At 68.9% G+C, this 19,555-nt stretch carries 18 protein-coding genes and 2 tRNA genes; 12 read left to right on the top strand and 8 right to left on the bottom strand.

Annotation, left to right across the window (positions count from 1 at the left end):
• Positions 1 to 109 precede the first annotated feature (109 nt).
• From rsmG to rpmH, 6 genes are read right to left on the bottom strand one after another with little or no spacing between them, the layout of a single operon-like run.
• Positions 110 to 880: a 16S rRNA (guanine(527)-N(7))-methyltransferase RsmG gene (gene rsmG / locus QQM67_RS23170; RefSeq protein WP_314176206.1), complete on the bottom strand. Its 771-nt coding sequence runs from the start codon at positions 878 to 880 to the stop codon at positions 110 to 112.
• A gap of 11 nt (positions 881 to 891) precedes the next feature.
• On the bottom strand, positions 892 to 1,416 hold the full coding sequence (locus tag QQM67_RS23165) for a Jag family protein (protein WP_314176024.1): 525 nt from the start codon (positions 1,414 to 1,416) through the stop codon (positions 892 to 894).
• 18 nt (positions 1,417 to 1,434) lie between these two features.
• Entirely contained in the window at positions 1,435 to 2,586 is a 1,152-nt protein-coding gene (yidC, locus tag QQM67_RS23160) for a membrane protein insertase YidC (protein ID WP_314176205.1), read from the bottom strand.
• An 8-nt stretch (positions 2,587 to 2,594) separates the two neighbouring features.
• Positions 2,595 to 2,885: a membrane protein insertion efficiency factor YidD gene (gene yidD / locus QQM67_RS23155; protein WP_314176022.1), complete on the bottom strand. Its 291-nt coding sequence runs from the start codon at positions 2,883 to 2,885 to the stop codon at positions 2,595 to 2,597.
• Positions 2,882 to 3,259, bottom strand: coding sequence for a ribonuclease P protein component (gene rnpA, locus QQM67_RS23150; RefSeq protein WP_314176021.1), 378 nt, complete (start codon positions 3,257 to 3,259; stop codon positions 2,882 to 2,884). Before rnpA ends, yidD begins: the two co-directional genes overlap by 4 nt.
• A 24-nt stretch (positions 3,260 to 3,283) precedes the next feature.
• Complete coding sequence (gene rpmH, locus QQM67_RS23145; RefSeq protein WP_027748981.1) at positions 3,284 to 3,421, bottom strand: 50S ribosomal protein L34; 138 nt, start codon at positions 3,419 to 3,421, stop codon at positions 3,284 to 3,286.
• 432 nt (positions 3,422 to 3,853) lie between these two features.
• Here rpmH and dnaA point away from each other — a divergent pair, with 432 nt between their 5' ends.
• The 9 genes from dnaA (at position 3,854) to QQM67_RS23100 (ending at position 16,788) form a co-directional block, all read left to right on the top strand.
• Positions 3,854 to 5,833 carry a chromosomal replication initiator protein DnaA gene (gene dnaA / locus QQM67_RS23140; protein WP_314176018.1) on the top strand — a complete coding sequence of 660 codons (1,980 nt, stop codon included), beginning with the start codon at positions 3,854 to 3,856 and terminating at the stop codon, positions 5,831 to 5,833.
• A gap of 859 nt (positions 5,834 to 6,692) precedes the next feature.
• Positions 6,693 to 7,823, top strand: coding sequence for a DNA polymerase III subunit beta (dnaN, locus tag QQM67_RS23135; protein WP_314176016.1), 1,131 nt, complete (start codon positions 6,693 to 6,695; stop codon positions 7,821 to 7,823).
• A 224-nt stretch (positions 7,824 to 8,047) separates the two neighbouring features.
• Positions 8,048 to 8,980, top strand: a complete 933-nt coding sequence (gnd, locus tag QQM67_RS23130; RefSeq protein WP_314176014.1) for a phosphogluconate dehydrogenase (NAD(+)-dependent, decarboxylating) — start codon at positions 8,048 to 8,050, stop codon at positions 8,978 to 8,980.
• A gap of 8 nt (positions 8,981 to 8,988) precedes the next feature.
• Positions 8,989 to 10,149: a DNA replication/repair protein RecF gene (gene recF / locus QQM67_RS23125; protein WP_314176012.1), complete on the top strand. Its 1,161-nt coding sequence runs from the start codon at positions 8,989 to 8,991 to the stop codon at positions 10,147 to 10,149.
• A gap of 29 nt (positions 10,150 to 10,178) precedes the next feature.
• Positions 10,179 to 10,775, top strand: a complete 597-nt coding sequence (locus QQM67_RS23120; protein ID WP_314176203.1) for a DUF721 domain-containing protein — start codon at positions 10,179 to 10,181, stop codon at positions 10,773 to 10,775.
• 244 nt (positions 10,776 to 11,019) lie between these two features.
• The gene (gene gyrB / locus QQM67_RS23115) at positions 11,020 to 13,122 is read left to right on the top strand and encodes a DNA topoisomerase (ATP-hydrolyzing) subunit B (RefSeq protein ID WP_314176010.1); all 2,103 of its coding nucleotides are present in this window, start codon (positions 11,020 to 11,022) and stop codon (positions 13,120 to 13,122) included.
• A 103-nt stretch (positions 13,123 to 13,225) separates the two neighbouring features.
• On the top strand, positions 13,226 to 15,877 hold the full coding sequence (gene gyrA, locus QQM67_RS23110) for a DNA gyrase subunit A (RefSeq protein ID WP_314176008.1): 2,652 nt from the start codon (positions 13,226 to 13,228) through the stop codon (positions 15,875 to 15,877).
• Between the two features lie 3 nt (positions 15,878 to 15,880).
• Positions 15,881 to 16,609, top strand: a complete 729-nt coding sequence (locus QQM67_RS23105; RefSeq protein WP_399067415.1) for a DUF3566 domain-containing protein — start codon at positions 15,881 to 15,883, stop codon at positions 16,607 to 16,609.
• A gap of 105 nt (positions 16,610 to 16,714) precedes the next feature.
• A tRNA-Ile gene (locus QQM67_RS23100) sits at positions 16,715 to 16,788 on the top strand.
• Positions 16,789 to 16,829: 41 nt separating this feature from the next.
• Here QQM67_RS23100 and hemC read toward each other — a convergent pair.
• On the bottom strand, positions 16,830 to 17,789 hold the full coding sequence (hemC, locus tag QQM67_RS23095) for a hydroxymethylbilane synthase (RefSeq protein WP_314176006.1): 960 nt from the start codon (positions 17,787 to 17,789) through the stop codon (positions 16,830 to 16,832).
• A 144-nt stretch (positions 17,790 to 17,933) separates the two neighbouring features.
• Here hemC and QQM67_RS23090 point away from each other — a divergent pair, with 144 nt between their 5' ends.
• Positions 17,934 to 18,146: a hypothetical protein gene (locus QQM67_RS23090; protein ID WP_070009105.1), complete on the top strand. Its 213-nt coding sequence runs from the start codon at positions 17,934 to 17,936 to the stop codon at positions 18,144 to 18,146.
• Between the two features lie 203 nt (positions 18,147 to 18,349).
• A complete protein-coding gene (locus QQM67_RS23085; protein WP_003958712.1) occupies positions 18,350 to 18,484 on the top strand; it encodes a DLW-39 family protein in 135 nt (44 codons plus the stop codon).
• Between the two features lie 161 nt (positions 18,485 to 18,645).
• Here QQM67_RS23085 and QQM67_RS23080 read toward each other — a convergent pair whose 3' ends face one another.
• Positions 18,646 to 19,200: a helix-turn-helix domain-containing protein gene (locus QQM67_RS23080; RefSeq protein WP_314175985.1), complete on the bottom strand. Its 555-nt coding sequence runs from the start codon at positions 19,198 to 19,200 to the stop codon at positions 18,646 to 18,648.
• Between the two features lie 128 nt (positions 19,201 to 19,328).
• On the opposite strand from QQM67_RS23080, the gene QQM67_RS23075 reads away from it, so the two are divergent.
• A tRNA-Ala gene (locus QQM67_RS23075) sits at positions 19,329 to 19,401 on the top strand.
• The last annotated feature ends 154 nt before the right edge of the window (positions 19,402 to 19,555 follow it).

Genomic DNA, 19,555 nt, shown 5'->3' with positions numbered 1-19,555 from the left:
TTCACGTGAAACACGATGCACACTCGGGCACCGCACACCAGGACGACACACCGTAACGCATAGTCTTAAGAGCTTTTTTGGAGTAAACGGACATCCCGTTCTGCGGATGTCAGCGCCTGCGTCGTCCACTCCGTGCCGAGCGCCCTCGCGCCTTCTGCGCTTTCGCCCGACGCGCAGCGAAACGCACACCCCCCGGGCTCTCGCCGACCTCGGCCCGTACAACCGTCGAGAGCGGATCCACCACGCCGGCGCCAACTTGCACCACCGAGGTGTCCACAACTCCGAGCTTGTGCAGCGCGTCCCGAGCGCCCTTCAGCTCCTCCTCGGCAGTGTCGCCCTTGATCGCGAGCATCTCTCCGTACGGGCGAAGCAACGGGATGCCCCAGCCCGCGAGCCGGTCCAGCGGGGCCACCGCCCGCGCGGTCACAACATGAACAGGTTGCAGCGCCCCGAGCATCTCCTCCGCGCGGCCACGCGCGACGGACACGTGCTCCAGTCCCAGCAGCTCGACGACCTCCTCAAGGAACGTCGTCCGCCGCAGCAGGGGTTCCAGCAGCGTGATGTCGAGATCAGGGCGTACGAGGGCGAGGGGAATGCCCGGCAGTCCGGCCCCCGAACCGACGTCACAGACCGTCACGCCCTCCGGGACGATCTCCGAGAGGACCGCGCAGTTCAGCAGATGCCGCTCCCACAACCGCGGGACCTCCCGCGGCCCGATCAGGCCACGCCGCACGCCCACGTCCGCGAGCAACTCCGCGTAGCGCTCGACGTCGGGAAGCTGCTTGCCGAACAGCTTCCGGGCCGCTTCCGGCGGCCGCGCGAGCTCAGAGAGCTCACTGAACTCCGCCGGGCCACCCTCGGGCGGCCCGGCCTGTCCCACCGAACCATCGGTCACGGCAGCACGACCACGCAGCGCTGCGGCTCCTCGCCCTCGGATTCGCTGCGCAGCCCGGCCGCCTTGACCGCGTCATGGACGACCTTGCGCTCGAAAGGAGTCATCGGCCGCAGCTTCACGGGCTCCCCGGAACTCTTCGCCTCCTGGGCCGCCTTGGCGCCGAGCTCCGCGAGCTCCTCACGCTTCCGCGCCCGGAAGCCGGCGATGTCCAGCATCAGCCTGCTGCGGTCGCCCGTCTCCCGGTGCACCGCGAGCCGCGTCAGCTCCTGGAGCGCCTCCAGCACCTCGCCGTCGCGGCCCACCAGCTTCTGAAGCTCACGGCTGGACCCCTCGTTGATGATCGACACGGCGGCGCGGTCGGCCTCGACATCCATGTCGATGTCACCGTCGAGATCGGCGATGTCGAGAAGGCCCTCAAGGTAGTCGGCCGCGATCTCGCCCTCCTGCTCCAGATGGGACAGCGTGTCCGTCTCCTCCTCGGCAGTCGTGCCAGCCGTGTCCGTGTCCGTCGTCTCCGTCACGCCGTGGGCTCCTTCTCGCTACTTCTTGGAGGGATGCTTGGGACGCTGCGCGCCACCCTTGCGCTGCTGCCCCGACTTCTTCTGTCCTGCCTTCTGGCCGGACTTCTGCCCGGCCTTCTTGGCCTGCTGCCCCGCTGCCCCGCCGGACCCGGAAGCCGAGCTTGAACCCGAGCCCGAGTCCGAAGCCTCGTCCTCATCCGCGTCCTGCTTCGTCAGCGACGCCGATCCGCTGGACGGCCGGCCCTGCTGGCGCTGGGACTTCGACTGCCGCTTGGGCTGCTGACGCCGGGTGCGCGCCGCCTCCGCGGCCTCCCGCGCCTCGACCTCCTTCGGGTCCTCCTTCAGCTTGCCCGCGGCCCGCAGCTTCTCCTGCCGCTGCTTGTACGCGAGGGAACCCGGCGTCGGATTGCGCTTGATCACGAACATCTGCTGCCCGAGCGTCCAGACGTTGGTGGTCAGCCAGTAGACGAGAACACCCACGGGGAAGTTGATGCCGAAGACGGCGAACATGATCGGGAAGACGTACATCAGCATCTTCTGCTGCTGCATGAACGGCGTCTTCACCGTCAGGTCGACGTTCTTCGTCATCAGCTGGCGCTGCGTGTAGAACTGCGACGCCGACATCATGACGATCATGACGACTGTGACGACCCGCACATCCGTCAGCACGGCGCCGAGCTCGGCGACCTTGTCCGCACTGTCCAGGAACTTCGCCGCGATCGGGGCACCGAAGACCGATGCGTTACGGGCGCTGTCCACCTGCTCCGCGGTGAGGACGCCCACGGGCCGGTTGTTCGCGATGTGGTTCAGCACCTGGAAGAGCGCGATGAAGAACGGCGACTGCGCCAGGATCGGCAAGCAGCTGGAGAGCGGGTTCGTGCCCGTCTCCTTGTACAGCTTCATCATCTCTTCGGACTGACGCTGCTTGTCGCTCTTGTAGCGCTCCTGGATCGCCTTCATCTTCGGCTGGAGCGCCTGCATGTTCCGGGTCGACTTGATCTGCTTCACGAAGAGCGGGATCAGGCAGATCCGGATCAGCACCACCAGGAAGAAGATGGACAGACCCCAGGCCCAGCCGCTGCTCTGGTCGAAGACCAGGCTGAACAGCGAGTGGAACTGGACAATGATCCAGGAGACAGCGGTATAGAGAGGACTCAGGATCGTGTCCAGGAAGTTCATCAGGCTCCTTGGGCGTTGGACTCGGTCCGGTACTGCTGCCAGCGGTAACGCAGCCGCTGGTGCCAAACCGGATGCTTCCGGGCGGGGACGTGGTCGACGCCTCCGGGGGACCACGGGTTACAGCGCAGAATGCGCCAGGCCGTCAGCGCCGTCCCTTTCACAGCGCCGTGCCGCTCGATGGCTCCGTAGCCATAGTGCGAACACGACGGGTAGTACCGGCACACCGGCCCGAGCATCGGACTGATGGTCCACTGATACAACTTGATCAACCACAGCAGCGGGTACTTCATGACGGAGGCCTTCCAAGCAGCCGCCTCAAAGCGGCGTCCAGGTCGCGCACCAGCTCGTCATGGACTGCTTCACCCGCGCCCGGCAACGCCCGTACGACAACCAGGCTACCTGGGGGCAACGCGGTCAATCGCTCGCGCATCAGATGCCGGAGCCGGCGCCGGACGCGGTTGCGGACGACCGCGTTGCCGACGGCCTTGCTCACGACGAAACCCGCACGGGCGGGGGGACCGTCTCCCCCCGCCTCGTGCGGGTCCGATGAGCTGCTGTTGCTGCGAAGGTGGACGACGAGAAGCGGGCGGCCCGCCCGGCGTCCTCGGCGAACCGCGGCCGCGAAGTCCTCGCGCCGCCTCAGCCGGTTCTCGGTAGGCAGCACGTCATGGACCGGAGGTCGGGCCGCTCAGGCCGACAGGCGGCTGCGACCCTTGCTGCGGCGGTTCGCAACGATCGCGCGGCCGGCACGGGTCCGCATGCGCAGCCGGAAGCCGTGGGTCTTCGCGCGGCGGCGGTTGTTCGGCTGGAAGGTGCGCTTGCTCACTCGGGGGCTCCAGGAAAGCTTCGTGTCCCACGGCGACCGCGGGAGGTGGGCGTGTGGTATCGACAGGCTGTCACCGTGCGCCCACGAGTAGCTCGCAACGCCCGAGTGTGCACCGCTTCATGATCCGTGAAGAGTCTCACGGACTTGCCCATCGGAGGCAGGCGGCAGCAGCCGTCGACAACTCGACCTCGTTACGGTACGCGGGGCTGCGCCATTCGGTCAAACCACCGACCGTACCCGCCGAAGGCGCCCGAGGAGGGCTCGGGCGGCACTCGTGCACAGCCTGTGGACAACGACTTGAATGGTGTGCGCCGCCCTGACTACCGTGACTGAACTTCCCATCCCTCCCGACCGTCCGCAGAACCACACATTCGTGGGATCTGGCCGGCCGCACCGAAGCATCACACCCAGCGAGTGAGAGAAGCGTGACCCGTGGCTGACCTGCCTGCCGATCTTGCCGCAGTGTGGCCACGAGTACTGGACCAACTCCTCTCGGACGGCCAAGGCGTCGAGGCCAAGGACCAGCGCTGGCTGCGCGAGGCGCAGCCGCTCGTCCTCGTGTCGGGCACCGCTCTTCTCGGGGTGCCGAACGAGTACGCGAAGGGGGTCCTGGAGGGCCGTCTCTCCCCGGTGATCAGCGATGCTCTCAGCCGGGAGTGCCAGCAGCCCATCAGGCTCGCGATCACCGTCACGGGGCCCGCACCGGAAGCATCGGCTCCGGATGCCTCCTCTCAGGCGGCGGCCACGGACGCCGCTGCTGCCGCCGCGGCCGCGGCGGGCCAGGACGCTCAGCCGGCCGCCCCGTCCGTACCGGAACAGCACACGCCCGCGCCGCACGAGAACGGCACGGGCGCTCCGGCGAACCAGGACCACAGGGCGTACGACGGCAACGGGTACGACAGCAGCGGCTACACCGGCGGCAGATACGACGGCTACGAGAACCCCGACCTGCCCAGCCCGCGCCCCGCATACCCCGAGTACCCGGAGGCGCCGCGGCAGCCCGGAGCCTGGCCGCAGCCGCCCCAGCCCGACCAGTACGGACCCCAGGGCCAGCAACCCCAGCCCCAGCAGCGGCACTCACAACCGCAACAGCACCACCAGCCGCAGCAGCAGACGTACGAGCAGCACTACGACCAGCATCGCCCGCCGCACCAGCAGCAGTACGAGCGCCCCCGGCCCTCGTACGACTCCTACGAGCACCAGCGCCAGGCGCAGCAGCAACTGCCGCCTCCCCAGGGCCAGATGCCGCAGGCGCAGGTGCCGCCGCAGGGCCAGCCCCCGGCGCCCCGGTACGACGGCCCGTCCCAGTTGCCGGCGTCCAGCGGCGCCCCGGGCCCGCTCGCCGCGCAGCCGGCTCCCGCCACCGGGCCCGGCGAGCCGACCGCGCGGCTGAACCCGAAGTACCTCTTCGACACGTTCGTCATCGGTGCCTCGAACCGCTTCGCGCACGCGGCGGCCGTCGCCGTCGCCGAGGCACCGGCGAAGGCGTACAACCCGCTCTTCATCTACGGCGAATCGGGTCTCGGCAAGACGCACCTGCTGCACGCGATCGGGCACTACGCGCGCAGCCTCTACCCCGGCACGCGCGTGCGCTACGTGAGCTCCGAGGAGTTCACCAACGAGTTCATCAACTCCATCCGCGACGGCAAGGCGGACGCGTTCCGCAAGCGCTACCGCGACATGGACATCCTGCTCGTGGACGACATCCAGTTCCTCGCCGACAAGGAGTCGACGCAGGAGGAGTTCTTCCACACCTTCAACACCCTGCACAACGCGAACAAGCAGATCGTGCTCTCCAGCGACCGGCCGCCCAAGGCGCTGATCACGCTGGAGGACCGGCTGCGCAACCGGTTCGAGTGGGGCCTGATCACCGACGTGCAGCCGCCGGAGCTGGAGACGCGGATCGCGATCCTCCGCAAGAAGGCGGTGCAGGAGCAGCTCAACGCACCGCCCGAGGTGCTGGAGTTCATCGCCTCCCGGATCTCGCGCAACATCCGCGAGCTCGAAGGCGCACTCATCCGTGTCACGGCCTTCGCCTCGCTCAACAGGCAGCCCGTGGACCTCGGTCTGACCGAGATCGTCCTCAAGGACCTGATCCCGGGCGGTGAGGACGCCACCCCGGAGATCACCGCGTCGGCCATCATGGCCGCGACCGCCGACTACTTCGGTCTCACCGTCGACGACCTGTGCGGCTCCTCCCGCAGCCGCGTCCTGGTGACCGCACGGCAGATCGCCATGTATCTGTGCCGCGAACTCACCGACCTGTCACTGCCGAAGATCGGCAGCCAGTTCGGCGGCCGCGACCATACGACGGTGATGCACGCCGACCGCAAGATCAGGGCGCTCATGGCCGAGCGGCGCTCCATCTACAACCAGGTCACCGAGCTCACCAACCGCATCAAGAACGCCTGAGCGCGCGCCTCTTGGGCCACGCCCTCGCGCGGTGCTTCACGCGGTCCCGCACGCCGCCCCGCACCCCGCCACGAGCCCCGAGCCCCCTTGGAGCCAACTCCTCGGGGGCTCTTCGCTGTTCGATTACGACGTGCCGGGACCCCGGGTTCCACAGTCCGCAGTCGAATGAGGCGTCCACAGCCTGTGGGCGGGATCGGCTGTCCCAAGTCGCGTCCACAGGAAGGCGTCTGATCGTCCATCCCCGGAGGTCACCAGGGTGTGGATTTGTGAACGGATCCGGTCCACAGGATGTGGACCGGGTGGCGGGCTCTGAGGTGGCGGAGGGCTCTGTCCACCGGCCGCCCACAGCCGCCGTCGGCTTGTCCCCAGCTTCTCCACAGCACTGTCCACTGTTCGGCAACGCAACGCGCCTGCTCACTGGTCCGAGTGAAAGCCGTCACACCGGATCGCGATTCGCCCTGTGGGAAACCTGGGGACAGAACTGCACGACCTTGTGGGGAAGTCGGCGCGGGCTGTGTACCGGGTGTGCAGAACTTTGCGCTGTCCACAGAAACCGTCGGCCGTCCACTGGTCGCACCCACAGGGACGGTGGACAAAATTCGCGCGCTGAGCTGGGGGAACGGACTTTTCCACGGAATCCACAGCCCCTACTACTACGACCACGGATATATAGCGCGGAATCTGTTTCGAAGTGGGGGCTGTGCACAACGCACGACGTCCCTCTCCTACCCACCCCGCAACGACTTGACCCACACCGGCGCCGACTGTCGGCCCCGTACGTCAGACTGGTCCCCGGCAACGAGCCGACTACGACAGGCAGCAGGGGCGAGCAGCCAGCAACAGCAGGAGGCGGCTGAAGGTGAAGATCCGGGTAGAGCGCGATGTACTCGCGGAGGCGGTGGCCTGGGCGGCGAAGAGCCTGCCCGCCCGTCCGCCCGTCCCTGTCCTCGCGGGCCTGCTGCTGAAGGCGGAGGACGGCTCCCTCAGCCTCTCCGGCTTCGACTACGAGGTCTCGGCGAGGGTCTCGGTCGAGGGCGAGGTCGAGGAGGAGGGCACGGTCCTCGTCTCCGGCCGGCTGCTCGCCGACATCTGCCGCGCTCTCCCCAACCGGCCGGTGGAGATTTCCACAGACGGTGTACGGGCGACGGTGTCCTGTGGCTCGTCCCGCTTCACGCTGCACACGCTGCCGGTCGAGGAGTATCCGGCGCTGCCCGAGATGCCCACGGCCACCGGCACGGTGCCGGGCGAGGTGTTCGCCTCCGCGGTCTCCCAGGTCGCGATCGCCGCCGGCCGCGACGACACGCTGCCGGTGCTGACGGGCGTGCGGATCGAGATCGAGGGCGACATGGTCACCCTGGCCTCGACGGACCGGTACCGGTTCGCCGTACGGGAGTTCCTGTGGAAGCCGGAGACGCCCGACGCCTCGTCGGTGGCACTCGTACCGGCCAAGACGCTGCTGGAGACGGCCAAGTCGCTCAGCGGCGGCGACAACGTCTCGCTGGCGCTGTCCGGTTCGGGCGCGGGCGAGGGGCTGATCGGCTTCGAGGGCGCGGGGCGGCGTACGACGACCAGGCTGCTGGAGGGTGATCTGCCCAAGTACCGCACGCTGTTCCCCACGGAGTTCAACTCGGTCGCGGTGATCGAGACGGCGCCGTTCGTGGAGGCCGTGAAGCGCGTCGCCCTGGTCGCCGAGCGCAACACCCCGGTCAGGCTGAGCTTCGAGCAGGGCGTGCTCACCCTGGAAGCGGGCTCCAGCGACGATGCACAGGCTGTGGAACGTGTGGACGCGGAGCTGGAGGGCGACGACGTCTCGATCGCCTTCAACCCCGGCTTCCTGCTGGAGGGTTTGAGCGCGATCGACTCCCCTGTCGCCCAGCTCTCCTTCACGACGTCGACGAAGCCGGCGCTGCTGAGCGGCAAGCCCGCGAGGGACGTCGAGGCGGACGAGGCGTACAAGTACCTGATCATGCCTGTGCGGTTGTCGGGCTGAGCAGACCGGGCTTCCGGGCGCGAGGTTGTGACCGGGAGCGCGGGTGTTGCTCCTCGCATGGCCGCAGCATGCCCGTGCGGTTGCCGGGCTGACCTCGCCGTCTGCCGGGTGCGGGCCCGTCGCCCCAGGTCAGCACGTCTGAGCGGCCGGAGCCCACAGGTGTGCGGTCACCCTGTGGGCGTAGGCTCGGGCCCAGGTACGAATCGTGAAAGAAGGGGCACCTGATGGAGCTCGGTCTCATCGGTCTCGGCAAGATGGGCGGGAACATGCGCGAGCGCATCCGCCGGGCCGGCCACACGGTCGTCGGATACGACCGCAATCCCGACGTCGCGGATGTGCGGAGCGTCGAGGAGCTGGTGACGAAGCTCGATGGACCGCGCGTGGTGTGGGTGATGGTCCCGGCGGGGGCCGCTACGCAGTCGACGATCGATCAGCTGGCGGAGCTGCTCTCCCCCGGCGACGTCGTCGTCGACGGCGGCAACTCGCGCTGGACGGAGGACGAGCAGCACGCTGAGGAGCTCGCGGCGAAGGGCATCGGCTTCGTCGACTGCGGGGTCTCCGGAGGCGTCTGGGGCCTGGAGAACGGCTATGCGCTGATGTACGGCGGGGAGGCCGAGCACGTGGCGCGGGTGCAGCCGGTCTTCGACGCGCTCAAGCCCGAGGGCGAGTTCGGCTCCGTACACGCGGGCAAGGTCGGTGCGGGCCACTTCGCCAAGATGGTCCACAACGGCATCGAGTACGCGATGATGCAGGCCTTCGCCGAGGGCTGGGAGCTGCTGGAGGCCGTCGACTCGGTGACGGACGTGCGCGAGGTCTTCCGCTCCTGGCAGCAGGGCACCGTCATCCGCTCGTGGCTGCTCGACCTCGCGGTCAAGGCGCTGGACTCGGACGAGCATCTGGCCGAACTGCGCGGCTACGCCGCGGATTCGGGCGAGGGACGGTGGACGGTCGATGCGGCGATCGACAACGCGGTGCCGCTTCCGGCGATCACCGCGTCGCTCTTCGCGCGCTTCGCCTCGCGGCAGAAGGATTCGCCGCAGATGAAGATGGTGGCGGCGCTGCGGAAGGAGTTCGGCGGTCACGCGGTTTCGGCGAGCGGCGCCCAGCTGGACGGTGACACTCCGGGTGCGGACGTCCTTCCGCCTGTGGGTGGTTGACGGTAGCGATGCACGTCACGCACCTGTCGCTGGCCGACTTCCGCTCGTACGCCCGGGCCGAGGTGTCTCTCGCGCCGGGCGTGACGACGTTCGTGGGGCCGAACGGGCAGGGCAAGACGAATCTGGTGGAGGCCGTCGGCTATCTGGCGTCGCTGGGCAGCCACCGGGTGTCCTCGGACGGGCCGTTGGTGCGGATGGGCGCGCAGTGTGCGGTCGTACGGGCGGCGGTCCGCCAGGGCGACCGGCAGCAGCTGGTGGAGCTGGAGCTGAATCCGGGGAAGGCCAACCGCGCGCGGATCAACCGCTCTTCGCAGGTCAAGCCGCGTGATGTGCTGGGGATTCTGCGCACGGTGCTGTTCGCGCCGGAGGATCTGTCGCTGGTGAAGGGCGACCCGGGTGAACGGCGCAGGTTCCTGGACGAGTTGGTCACGGCGCGTTCGCCGCGCATGGCCGGGGTGCGTTCCGACTACGACCGGGTCCTCAAGCAGCGCAACTCGCTGCTGAAGTCGGCCGTGATGGCCCGGCGCCACGGCGGGCGTGACGTCGACACCTCGACGCTGGACGTGTGGGACGAGCATCTGGCGCGTGTGGGCGCGGAGTTGACGGCGCGGAGGCTGGAGCTGATATCGGCGCTGCGGCCGCTGGCGGACAAGGCGTACGAGCGGCTGGCGCCCGGTGGCGGCCCGGTGGGGCTGGAGTACAGGGGTGCTCCGGCGGACGGCGGCCGCGGTGCCGGCGAGGGTGCGGCCGAGGGCCTCGGCACCCTCTCGCCCCCGGAGTTGTACGAGGGGCTGCTGGGTGCCCTCCGGGAGGCGCGCCGCGCGGAGATGGAGCGCGGCGTGACGCTGGTGGGCCCTCATAGGGACGATCTGGTGCTGAAGCTGGGCGAGTTGCCCGCCAAGGGCTATGCGAGCCATGGCGAGTCGTGGTCGCTGGCGCTGTCGCTGCGCCTGGCCTCGTACGAGTTGCTCAAGAGCGAGGGCAACGAGCCGGTGCTGGTGCTGGACGACGTCTTCGCGGAGCTGGATGCTCAACGGCGGGCCCGGCTGGCGGAGTTGGTCGCGCCGGGCGAGCAGGTGCTGGTGACGGCGGCGGTGCAGGAGGACGTGCCGGAGGTGCTGGCGGGGGCGCGCTTCGCGGTGGCCGACGGGGAGGTCGTACGGGAGTGAGCGAGGAGCCTTTCCCGGAGCCGCCGCCCATGCCTCAGTCGTCGACGGAGCCCGAGGCGTCCTCCGCGACGCCGGGCGGCGCCGAGGGACCGGAGCCGCCGGGGGCCGGTCGTCCACAGCCTGGGGACCCGACGGGTGTGGATCTGGCACGGGTGGCGCTGCGTGCCGCCAAGGAGCAGGCGCGCTCGCGTGGAGCGGCGGCCCAGCAGAAGAAGGACGTGCGGCGCGGTCGGGTGCCGCGTTCCGGCGCGGGCCGCGACGGGCGGGATCCGCTGCCGCTGGGTGCCGCGGTGCGGGGCCTGATCACGGAGCGGGGCTGGGAGGTTCCGGCCGCGGTGGGGGGCGTGATGGGCCGGTGGCCGCAGCTGGTCGGGCCGGAGGTGGCGCAGCACTGCGAGCCGCAGCGGTTCGACGAGGAGGAGCGGGTGCTCACGGTGCGGTGCGACTCCACGGCGTGGGCGACGCAGTTGCGGCTGCTGGCGCCGCGGCTGGTGGCCCGGCTGAACGAGGATCTCGGCGACGGAACGGTGGCGTTCCTGAAGGTGCGAGGACCGCAGGCGCCGGGCACGCGCAGTGGCCCGTTGCGTGCGCCGGGTAGCAAGGGGCCCGGGGACACCTACGGGTGATTCGTGATGGCGCTCACGGTGATGGAGCGTTGACAGGTCGAAGCGCTGAGCGCCCCTGTGAGCGTTCTGGCCCCCCGGTGTGCATATAGGGAGTCGGCGGACGCCAGTTCAGGTCGGCACATGCGGACTCAGGCACCGGCAAACCCCCATTCGCGTCGCCGCCACCGGTACACTGGTGCAGAACCCGCCGCCGTTGCGGAACATGTCGAACGACGCAGCCGCTCCACCCTTACGGAGTCGGCCTGTGCTGTGCCAGAAAGGGCGCTTCGTGGCCGATTCCGGCGATCTCAACGAGTACGAGAACAACTCCACTGACATCCCTGCCGAGGCCCCGCTCGTCGACGGTGCGGGAGCCGAGGTCCCCGCGGTGGGTCCACCGGTGTCGCCGGTGACCGCGGACGCGGAGCCGTCGTACGACGCGAGCGCGATCACCGTCCTCGAAGGCCTGGAGGCGGTGCGCAAGCGCCCCGGCATGTACATCGGCTCGACCGGCGAACGTGGTCTGCATCACCTCGTACAGGAGGTCGTGGACAACTCGGTCGACGAGGCGATGGCGGGGCATGCGGACACGATCACCGTGACGCTGCTCGCCGACGGAGGCGTGCGCGTCCGGGACAACGGCCGTGGCATCCCGGTGGGCATCGTGCCGTCCGAGCAGAAGCCGGCGGTCGAGGTCGTGCTGACCGTGCTGCACGCGGGCGGCAAGTTCGGCGGCGGCGGTTACGCGGTCTCCGGCGGTCTGCACGGTGTGGGCGTCTCCGTCGTCAACGCGCTGTCGCAGCGGGTGGCGGTGGAGATCAAGACGGACGGCTACCGCTGGACGCAGGACTACAAGCTGGGTGTGCCGACGGCACCGCTGAAGCGCAACGAGGTGACGGACGAAACCGGTACGACCGTGACGTTCTGGGCGGACCCGGACGTCTTCGAGAGCACGGAGTACTCGTTCGAGACGCTCGCGCGCCGCTTCCAGGAGATGGCGTTCCTCAACAAGGGCCTGACGATCGAGCTGATCGACGAGCGCCCGGAGCATGTGGACGAGGAGGGCAAGCAGCTCTCCGTCCGCTACCACTACGAGGGCGGCATCTCCGACTTCGTCCGCTATCTCAACTCGCGCAAGGGCGAGTTGGTGCATCCGACCGTGATCGACGTCGAGGCCGAGGACAAGGAGCGCATGCTCTCGGTCGAGATCGCGATGCAGTGGAACAACCAGTACAGCGAGGGTGTGTACTCCTTCGCCAATACGATCCACACGCACGAGGGCGGCACGCACGAGGAGGGTTTCCGTGCGGCGCTGACGGGTCTGATCAACCGCTACGCGCGTGACAAGCGTCTGCTGCGGGACAAGGACGACAACCTCACGGGTGAGGACATCCGGGAGGGCCTGACGGCGATCATCTCCGTCAAGCTGGGCGAGCCGCAGTTCGAGGGCCAGACGAAGACGAAGCTGGGCAACACGGAGGCGAAGACCTTCGTACAGAAGATCACCCACGAGCAGCTGAGCGACTGGCTGGACCGCAACCCCAACGAGGCCGCGGACATCATCCGCAAGGGCATCCAGGCGGCGACGGCCCGCGTGGCTGCGCGCAAGGCGCGCGATCTGACGCGCCGCAAGGGCCTGTTGGAGACGGCGTCGCTGCCGGGCAAGCTGAGCGACTGCCAGTCCAACGACCCGGCGAAGTGCGAGATCTTCATCGTCGAGGGCGACTCGGCGGGCGGTTCCGCCAAGTCGGGCCGCAATCCGGAGTTCCAGGCGATCCTCCCGATCCGCGGCAAGATCCTCAACGTGGAGAAGGCCCGCATCGACAAGGTGCTTCAGAACGCCGAGGTGCAGGCGCTGATTTCGGCGTTCGGGACGGGCATCCACGAGGACTTCGACATCGCGAGGCTGCGCTACCAGAAGATCATTCTGATGGCCGACGCCGACGTCGACGGCCAGCACATCAACACCCTGCTGCTGACGCTGCTGTTCCGCTTCATGCGTCCGCTGGTGGAGGCGGGTCACGTCTTCCTGTCGCAGCCGCCGCTGTACAAGATCAAGTGGGGTCGGGACGAGCACCAGTACGCCTACTCGGACCGCGAGCGCGACAGCCTCATCGAGCTCGGCCGCGAGCAGGGCAAGCGGATCAGGGACGACTCGATCCAGCGGTTCAAGGGTCTCGGTGAGATGAACGCCGAGGAGCTGCGCATCACCACGATGGACTCCGATCACCGGGTGCTGCGTCAGGTGACGCTGGACGACGCCGCCGCCGCGGACGACCTCTTCTCGATCCTCATGGGTGAGGACGTGGAGGCGCGGCGCTCGTTCATCCAGCGGAACGCCAAGGACGTCCGCTTCCTCGACATTTGAGCCTCGACATGGCAGCACGCCGGCAGCCCGTACCGCCCACGCCGTATCTCCGCGTCCGTGGGGCCGGCGTGCCGCACACACACTGAAGGACTTGAGCTGAGCAATGGCCGACGAGAACTCCCCCACACCTGACAGCCCCGAGGGCGACGAGGGCCACGAGCCGGTGGTGGCCGGCGATCCCGCACCGGTGCAGATCGAGGGCACCGCCTCCCGGGTGGACCCGGTGAGCCTCGAGACCGAGATGCAGCGTTCGTATCTCGACTACGCGATGAGCGTGATCGTCTCGCGTGCGCTGCCGGACATCCGCGACGGCCTGAAGCCGGTGCACCGCCGGGTGCTGTACGCGATGTACGACGGCGGCTACCGCCCGGAGAAGGGCTTCTACAAGTGCGCCCGCGTCGTCGGCGACGTGATGGGGACGTACCACCCCCACGGCGACACCTCGATCTACGACGCGCTGGTCCGTCTCGCGCAGACGTGGTCGATGCGGATGCCGCTGGTGGACTCCAACGGCAACTTCGGTTCGCCGGGCAACGATCCGGCGGCGGCCATGCGGTACACGGAGTGCAAGATGGCTCCGCTGGCCATGGAGATGCTGCGGGACATCGACGAGCAGACGGTCGACTTCCAGGACAACTACGACGGCCGCAACCAGGAGCCGACCGTCCTCCCGTCGCGCTTCCCGAACCTGCTGATCAACGGCAGCGCGGGCATCGCGGTCGGCATGGCGACGAACATCCCTCCGCACAATCTGCGCGAGGTGGCGTCCGGCGCCCAGTGGTATCTGGAGCACCCCGACGCCTCCAACGAGGAGCTCCTTGAAGCGCTCATGGAGCGGATCAAGGGCCCGGACTTCCCCACGGGCGCGCTGATCGTGGGGCGCAAGGGCATCGAGGAGGCCTACCGCACCGGCCGCGGCTCGATCCCGATGCGCGCGGTCGTCGAGGTCGAGGAGCTCCAGGGCCGGCAGTGCCTGGTCGTCACCGAGCTCCCCTACCAGGTCAACCCGGACAATCTCGCCCTGAAGATCGCCGAGTTGGTGAAGGACGGCCGGGTCGGCGGCATCGCGGACGTACGGGACGAGACGTCGTCGCGCACGGGCCAGCGGCTGGTGATCGTCCTCAAGCGGGACGCGGTCGCGAAGGTCGTGCTCAACAACCTCTACAAGCACACCGATCTCCAGACGAACTTCGGCGCGAACATGCTGGCGCTGGTCGAGGGAGTGCCGCGCACGCTGTCGCTGGACGCGTTCATCCGGCACTGGGTGGCGCACCAGATCGACGTCGTCGTCCGGCGGACGCGCTTCCGGCTGCGCAGGGCCGAGGAGCGGGCGCACATTCTGCGCGGTCTGCTGAAGGCGCTCGACGCGATCGACGAGGTCATCGCGCTGATCCGGCGCAGCCAGACCGTCGAGGACGCGCGCGGCGGCCTGATGGGCCTGCTGGAGATCGACGAGATCCAGGCGAACGCGATCCTGGAGATGCAGCTGCGGCGCCTGGCGGCCCTGGAGCGGCAGAAGATCACCGCCGAGCACGACGACCTCCAGGCGAAGATCGACGAGTACAAGGCGATCCTGGCCTCGCCGGAGCGGCAGCGGCAGATCATCGGCGAGGAACTGACCGCGCTGGTCGAGAAGTTCGGCGACGACCGCCGTACGAAGCTGATCCCCTTCGAGGGCGACATGTCCATCGAGGACCTGATCGCCGAGGAGGACATCGTCGTCACCATCACGCGTGGCGGCTATGTGAAGCGGACCAAGACGGACGACTACCGGGCGCAGAAGCGCGGCGGCAAGGGCGTTCGCGGGACGAAGCTCAAAGAGGACGACATCGTCGACCACTTCTTCGTCTCCACGACGCACCACTGGCTGCTGTTCTTCACGAACAAGGGCCGCGTCTACCGGGCGAAGGCGTACGAACTGCCCGACGCGGGGCGGGACGCACGCGGTCAGCACGTCGCGAATCTGCTGGCGTTCCAGCCGGACGAGCAGATCGCGGAGATGATCGCGATCCGCGACTACGAGGCGACGCCCTATCTGGTGCTCGCCACCAAGTCGGGCCTGGTGAAGAAGACTCCGCTGAAGGACTACGACTCCCCGCGCTCCGGCGGCGTCATCGCGATCAATCTGCGGCAGATGGAGGACGGCCGCGACGACGAGCTGATCGGCGCGGAGTTGGTCTCCCCCGAGGACGATCTGCTGCTGGTGAGCCGCAAGGCGCAGTCGATCCGCTTCACGGCGACGGACGAGGCGCTGCGGCCCATGGGACGTGCGACTTCTGGTGTGAAGGGGATGAGTTTCCGTGAAGGTGACGAACTCCTCTCGATGAACGTCGTGCGTGCGGGTACGTTCGTCTTCACCGCCACGGACGGCGGGTATGCGAAGCGCACCGATGTCGACGAGTACCGGGTGCAGGGCAGAGGCGGTCTCGGCATCAAGGCCGCGAAGATCGTGGAGGACCGTGGTTCGCTGGTCGGCGCACTGGTCGTCGAGGCGAACGACGAGATCCTCGCCATCACGCTCGGTGGCGGTGTGATCCGTACGCGCGTGAGTGAGGTCAGGGAGACGGGCCGTGACACGATGGGCGTCCAACTGATCAACCTGGGCAAGCGGGACGCGGTGGTCGGTGTCGCACGTAACGCCGAGGCCGGTCGTGAGGCCGAGGAAGTGGAGGCGGCTGTGGAGCCCGGCGAGGAGCCGGGTGAAGAGCCGGCGATCGCGTCGAGCGAGTCGGACGCGTCGGACGACGAGGAGTAAGGCGTGAGTGGTGCCCAGCCACAGCCTCATGCGCATCAGGAGGCCGGGCCGCGACAGCAGCAGCAACCGGAGTCGCAGCCCCTGCCTCAGGCGCAGCCGCAGCCCGAGCCGCACCGGCCGCCGCAGGCGTATCCGGCTCCGCCGGTGAATCCGCCGACGGCGGGTGCGGGCGGGGCCACCGGTCCGGGCGCGGGCCCGGGTCATGGTCCGGAGGCAGGCGGGCAGCAGCCCGGTACGGACGGTGCGGGCACCACCACGCAGGCAGGAGCCGTGCCCGGGACCGCCGGCGGCGCGGGCGGCATGGGCGTGACCGCGAGCGCGGTGCGCCGGCCCCGTACGGGCGCGCGCACGGTGCCGCGGACGCGCAAGGCGCGGCTCCGCGTGGCCAAGGCCGATCCGTGGTCGGTGATGAAGGTCAGCTTCCTGCTGTCCATAGCGCTCGGCGTGTGCACGATCGTCGCGGTGGCGGTGCTGTGGATGGTGATGAACGCGATGGGCGTCTTCTCCGCCATCTCCGGCACCGTCAGCCAGGCGACGCAGTCCGGCGACGCGGGCGGCGGTTTCGACGTCGAGTCGTTCCTGTCGCTGCCGAGGGTTCTGCTCTTCACGACTGTGATCGCCGTGATCGATGTCGTGCTCGCGACGGCCCTGGCGACACTGGGAGCCTTCATCTACAACCTGTCCGCGGGCTTCGTAGGCGGCGTCGAGGTCACCCTCGCCGAGGACGAGTAACGCAGCGGGTCACGGCGCGAGTAACGGCGTGAGTAACGCCCGGAACGCCCCCCGGAACCGATTTGGGGGCGTGGATGGAAGTGCGCTAATCTTTCGGTGCAGCGCGGGGCTATAGCTCAGATGGTTAGAGCGCATCCCTGATAAGGATGAGGCCACTGGTTCAAGTCCAGTTAGCCCCACTGGCGCGGAGAGCAGCTACTCCAGGGAGTAGCTGCTCTTTTCATTGTGAGTCGATGATGGCGCGGGCGCCGCGTCGCAGCAGTTCCTCGCACACCCGGCGGCCGAGGTCCGCCGGGTCGCCGGTGGCGGGCGCGTGCAGGCGGGCGCGGGCGGTGCGGGTGCCGTCGAGGGTGAACACCATGCCGTGCAGGACGAGTTGGCCGTCGTCCTGAGTGACGCAGTGCCCGGCCACGGGTGAGTTGCAGTGTCCTTGCAGGCCGTGGAGCATCGAGCGCTCGGCGGCGGCTTCGGCGTGCGTTCGCGGGTCGTCGAGGCGGCGCAGGAGTGCGGTGACGGCATCGTCGTCCTCCCGGCACTGCACCGCCAGTACGCCGGCGCCGACGGCGGGCAGCACTTCGTCCAGCGGGAATTGCGACCGGATGCGTGCCGTGAGGCCGAGGCGTACGAGACCGGCCCTGGCGAGCACCATGGCGTCCGCGCCGAGGCCGTCGCGCAGGCCGTCCAGCTTTTCGAGGCGCGTGGCGACGGCGCCGCGCACGTCCAGCATGCGCAGATCGGGCCGCAGGGCGAGGAGTTGGGCCCGGCGGCGCACGGCGCTGGTGGCGACGGCGGAGCCGGCGGGGAGGTCCGCGAGGGAGGAGACCGGCGAGCCCTCGGGGACGACGAGCACGTCGTGCACGTCGGCGCGGGGAAGCGTCGCGGCGATGACGAGGCCCTGCGGCAGGGGCTGGTCTCCGGGGACGTCCTTGAGGCAGTGGACGGCGAGATCGATCTCGCCGCGCTGGAGTTGCCGGTCGATCTCCTTGACGAACAGGCCCTTCCCGCCGGCCTGCGTGAGGGAGCCGGGCCAGGTGTCGCCGGACGTGGTGGTCGGTACGGCCCGCGTGTGCAGCCCGGGTACGAGGCGGCGCAGCAGGTCCGCGACGTGACCGGTCTGGACGAGGGCCATGGGCGAACTGCGGGTGCCGATGAGGAGGCGACGGCCGGGGAAGTCGGACACGGGCGGAGATCCTCTCGGAGGTGCGGATCTCAACGTAGGGCTCCGGCCCGTTCATTGGCACCGATGACAGAGTGTGTTGCGAGCACTGCGTAACGTGTCCGCTTCGAGATGCGGTGAGCCGGGAACCGTCGCACTCTTTTGCTTATGGCTGCGTCGATCGTCGTGCATCCGCCCGCACCCACGGGCGGGCGCCGTATAACCGCTGACAGAGTCGATGGGGACGATCTCGGGTTCGCCCGCGGCATCGCGGATCTGGTCGAGATCCTGCGCCGGGCCGGGCTCGATCCCGACCAGGTGCGTCTCGACGACCCGGTGCTGATCGAATGGCGCGGGGGGAAGGCCGACGTGTGGGAATGACGCGTGACATGTGGGAGTGACGTGCGCGAACGACGTCCTCACCGCTCTGAGTACGGTCCCGCCGCGCCCGGCCGGCCCGCTGCTTCCCGGGCGGCGAACGGAGATCGTTCCGCAGCGGGGCGGACTCCGCGGTGGCGGGAGCCGGTTGGGTATCATCGGGCGCCAGATGGTCCCAACGTCTCTCAGAAGGACGAGGTAGCGCGGTGAAGAAGCTTCTCCTGGTCGCACTGGCCGCCATCGGCGGGCTCCTCGTGTACCGCCAGATCCAGGCGGACCGCGCCGAGCAGGATCTGTGGACGGAGGCGACCGACTCCGTGCCCGCAGGTTCGGGTGTGTGACATCACGACGTTCGTGCAGTGAGGCCCTGACCGCGCCGCGGTCGGGGCCTCTTCGCGTGCGGGAGCGGGGGAACCGCCGCCGTTGCGCCCGGCGTCGAGGCTCGCGGGTGCCTCGGAGGTTCCTCGGCATCGATGTCAGGGCATCGGTGCGGGGTTCGGCGTCAGTTCTGGTGCGACTCGTAGTGCTTGACCGCGTCGGCGGTGCGCCCCGCCCCGTATACGCGCAGGAACTCAGCGAGCTCCGGGTGCGAGGAGGCGAGCGTGGACGAGGCGTCGAGGATGTCGGCCGCGTCCGACACGGAACGCAGCAGCGCCTGGATCTCACGCACCACCCGCTTCACGGGGGTCTGCGCCGAGGCGCCCGAAGAGGCCGTCTGCGCCTGGTTGTTGAGGACGCTGCCGCCGGCGCTGCGCCGTACCTCCTCCATGCGCTGTGTCGCGTCGGCCGCGCTGACGTCCCCCCTGGCGACCTCTGCGGCAAGCTCCTGGAGCGCCTGAACCCGCTGTACGACCGCGGGGTTGCCGATCTTCGCGCGCTGACCGCTCATCAGCTGGGACAGCATGGGCGCCGAGAGGCCCAGTACGGTGGCCAGCCGGGCCTGGTTGAGGCCGAGATCGTCGATGAGTCTGCGGAACAGGGTTCCCAGCGGCTCGCCGTACCACTGACTTTGCAGCTCACGCGCCTTTGCGGTCGACTCCTGCTGTGCTGCGTCCATCATGTCTCCCCTGGACTCCCCTGGCACTTCGCTGACGCGAACTTGCCGAGCATCCTACGGAGAGGGGCGGACAGCGGGCGATACCCGGTCGGAATTCGCTACGGGGAGCCGGTACTCTTGTGCGCAGCGGGGCCTTAGCTCAGTTGGTAGAGCGCTGTCTTTGCATGGCAGATGTCAGGGGTTCGACTCCCCTAGGCTCCACGAGTGCGAGGGCGAAGTGTGCCCGCGGAAAGCGCGGGCCGCGTCGCCCTCGCCGTTTGTGCGCGGCTGGCGCCGCGCGGGGCGGGGGCGTTGCCACCCGCACCCCGCACCCCCGAACCAAGCCGGGGCGCAAGCGCTCGCACGCATCCGCGTA

It is taken from the genome of Streptomyces winkii (genome assembly GCF_032248595.1).
GTDB classification, from domain to species: Bacteria; Actinomycetota; Actinomycetes; order Streptomycetales; family Streptomycetaceae; genus Streptomyces; species Streptomyces winkii.
Note: the sequence above shows the minus strand (reverse complement) of the source record. Positions and strands in the feature narration are given on the sequence as shown.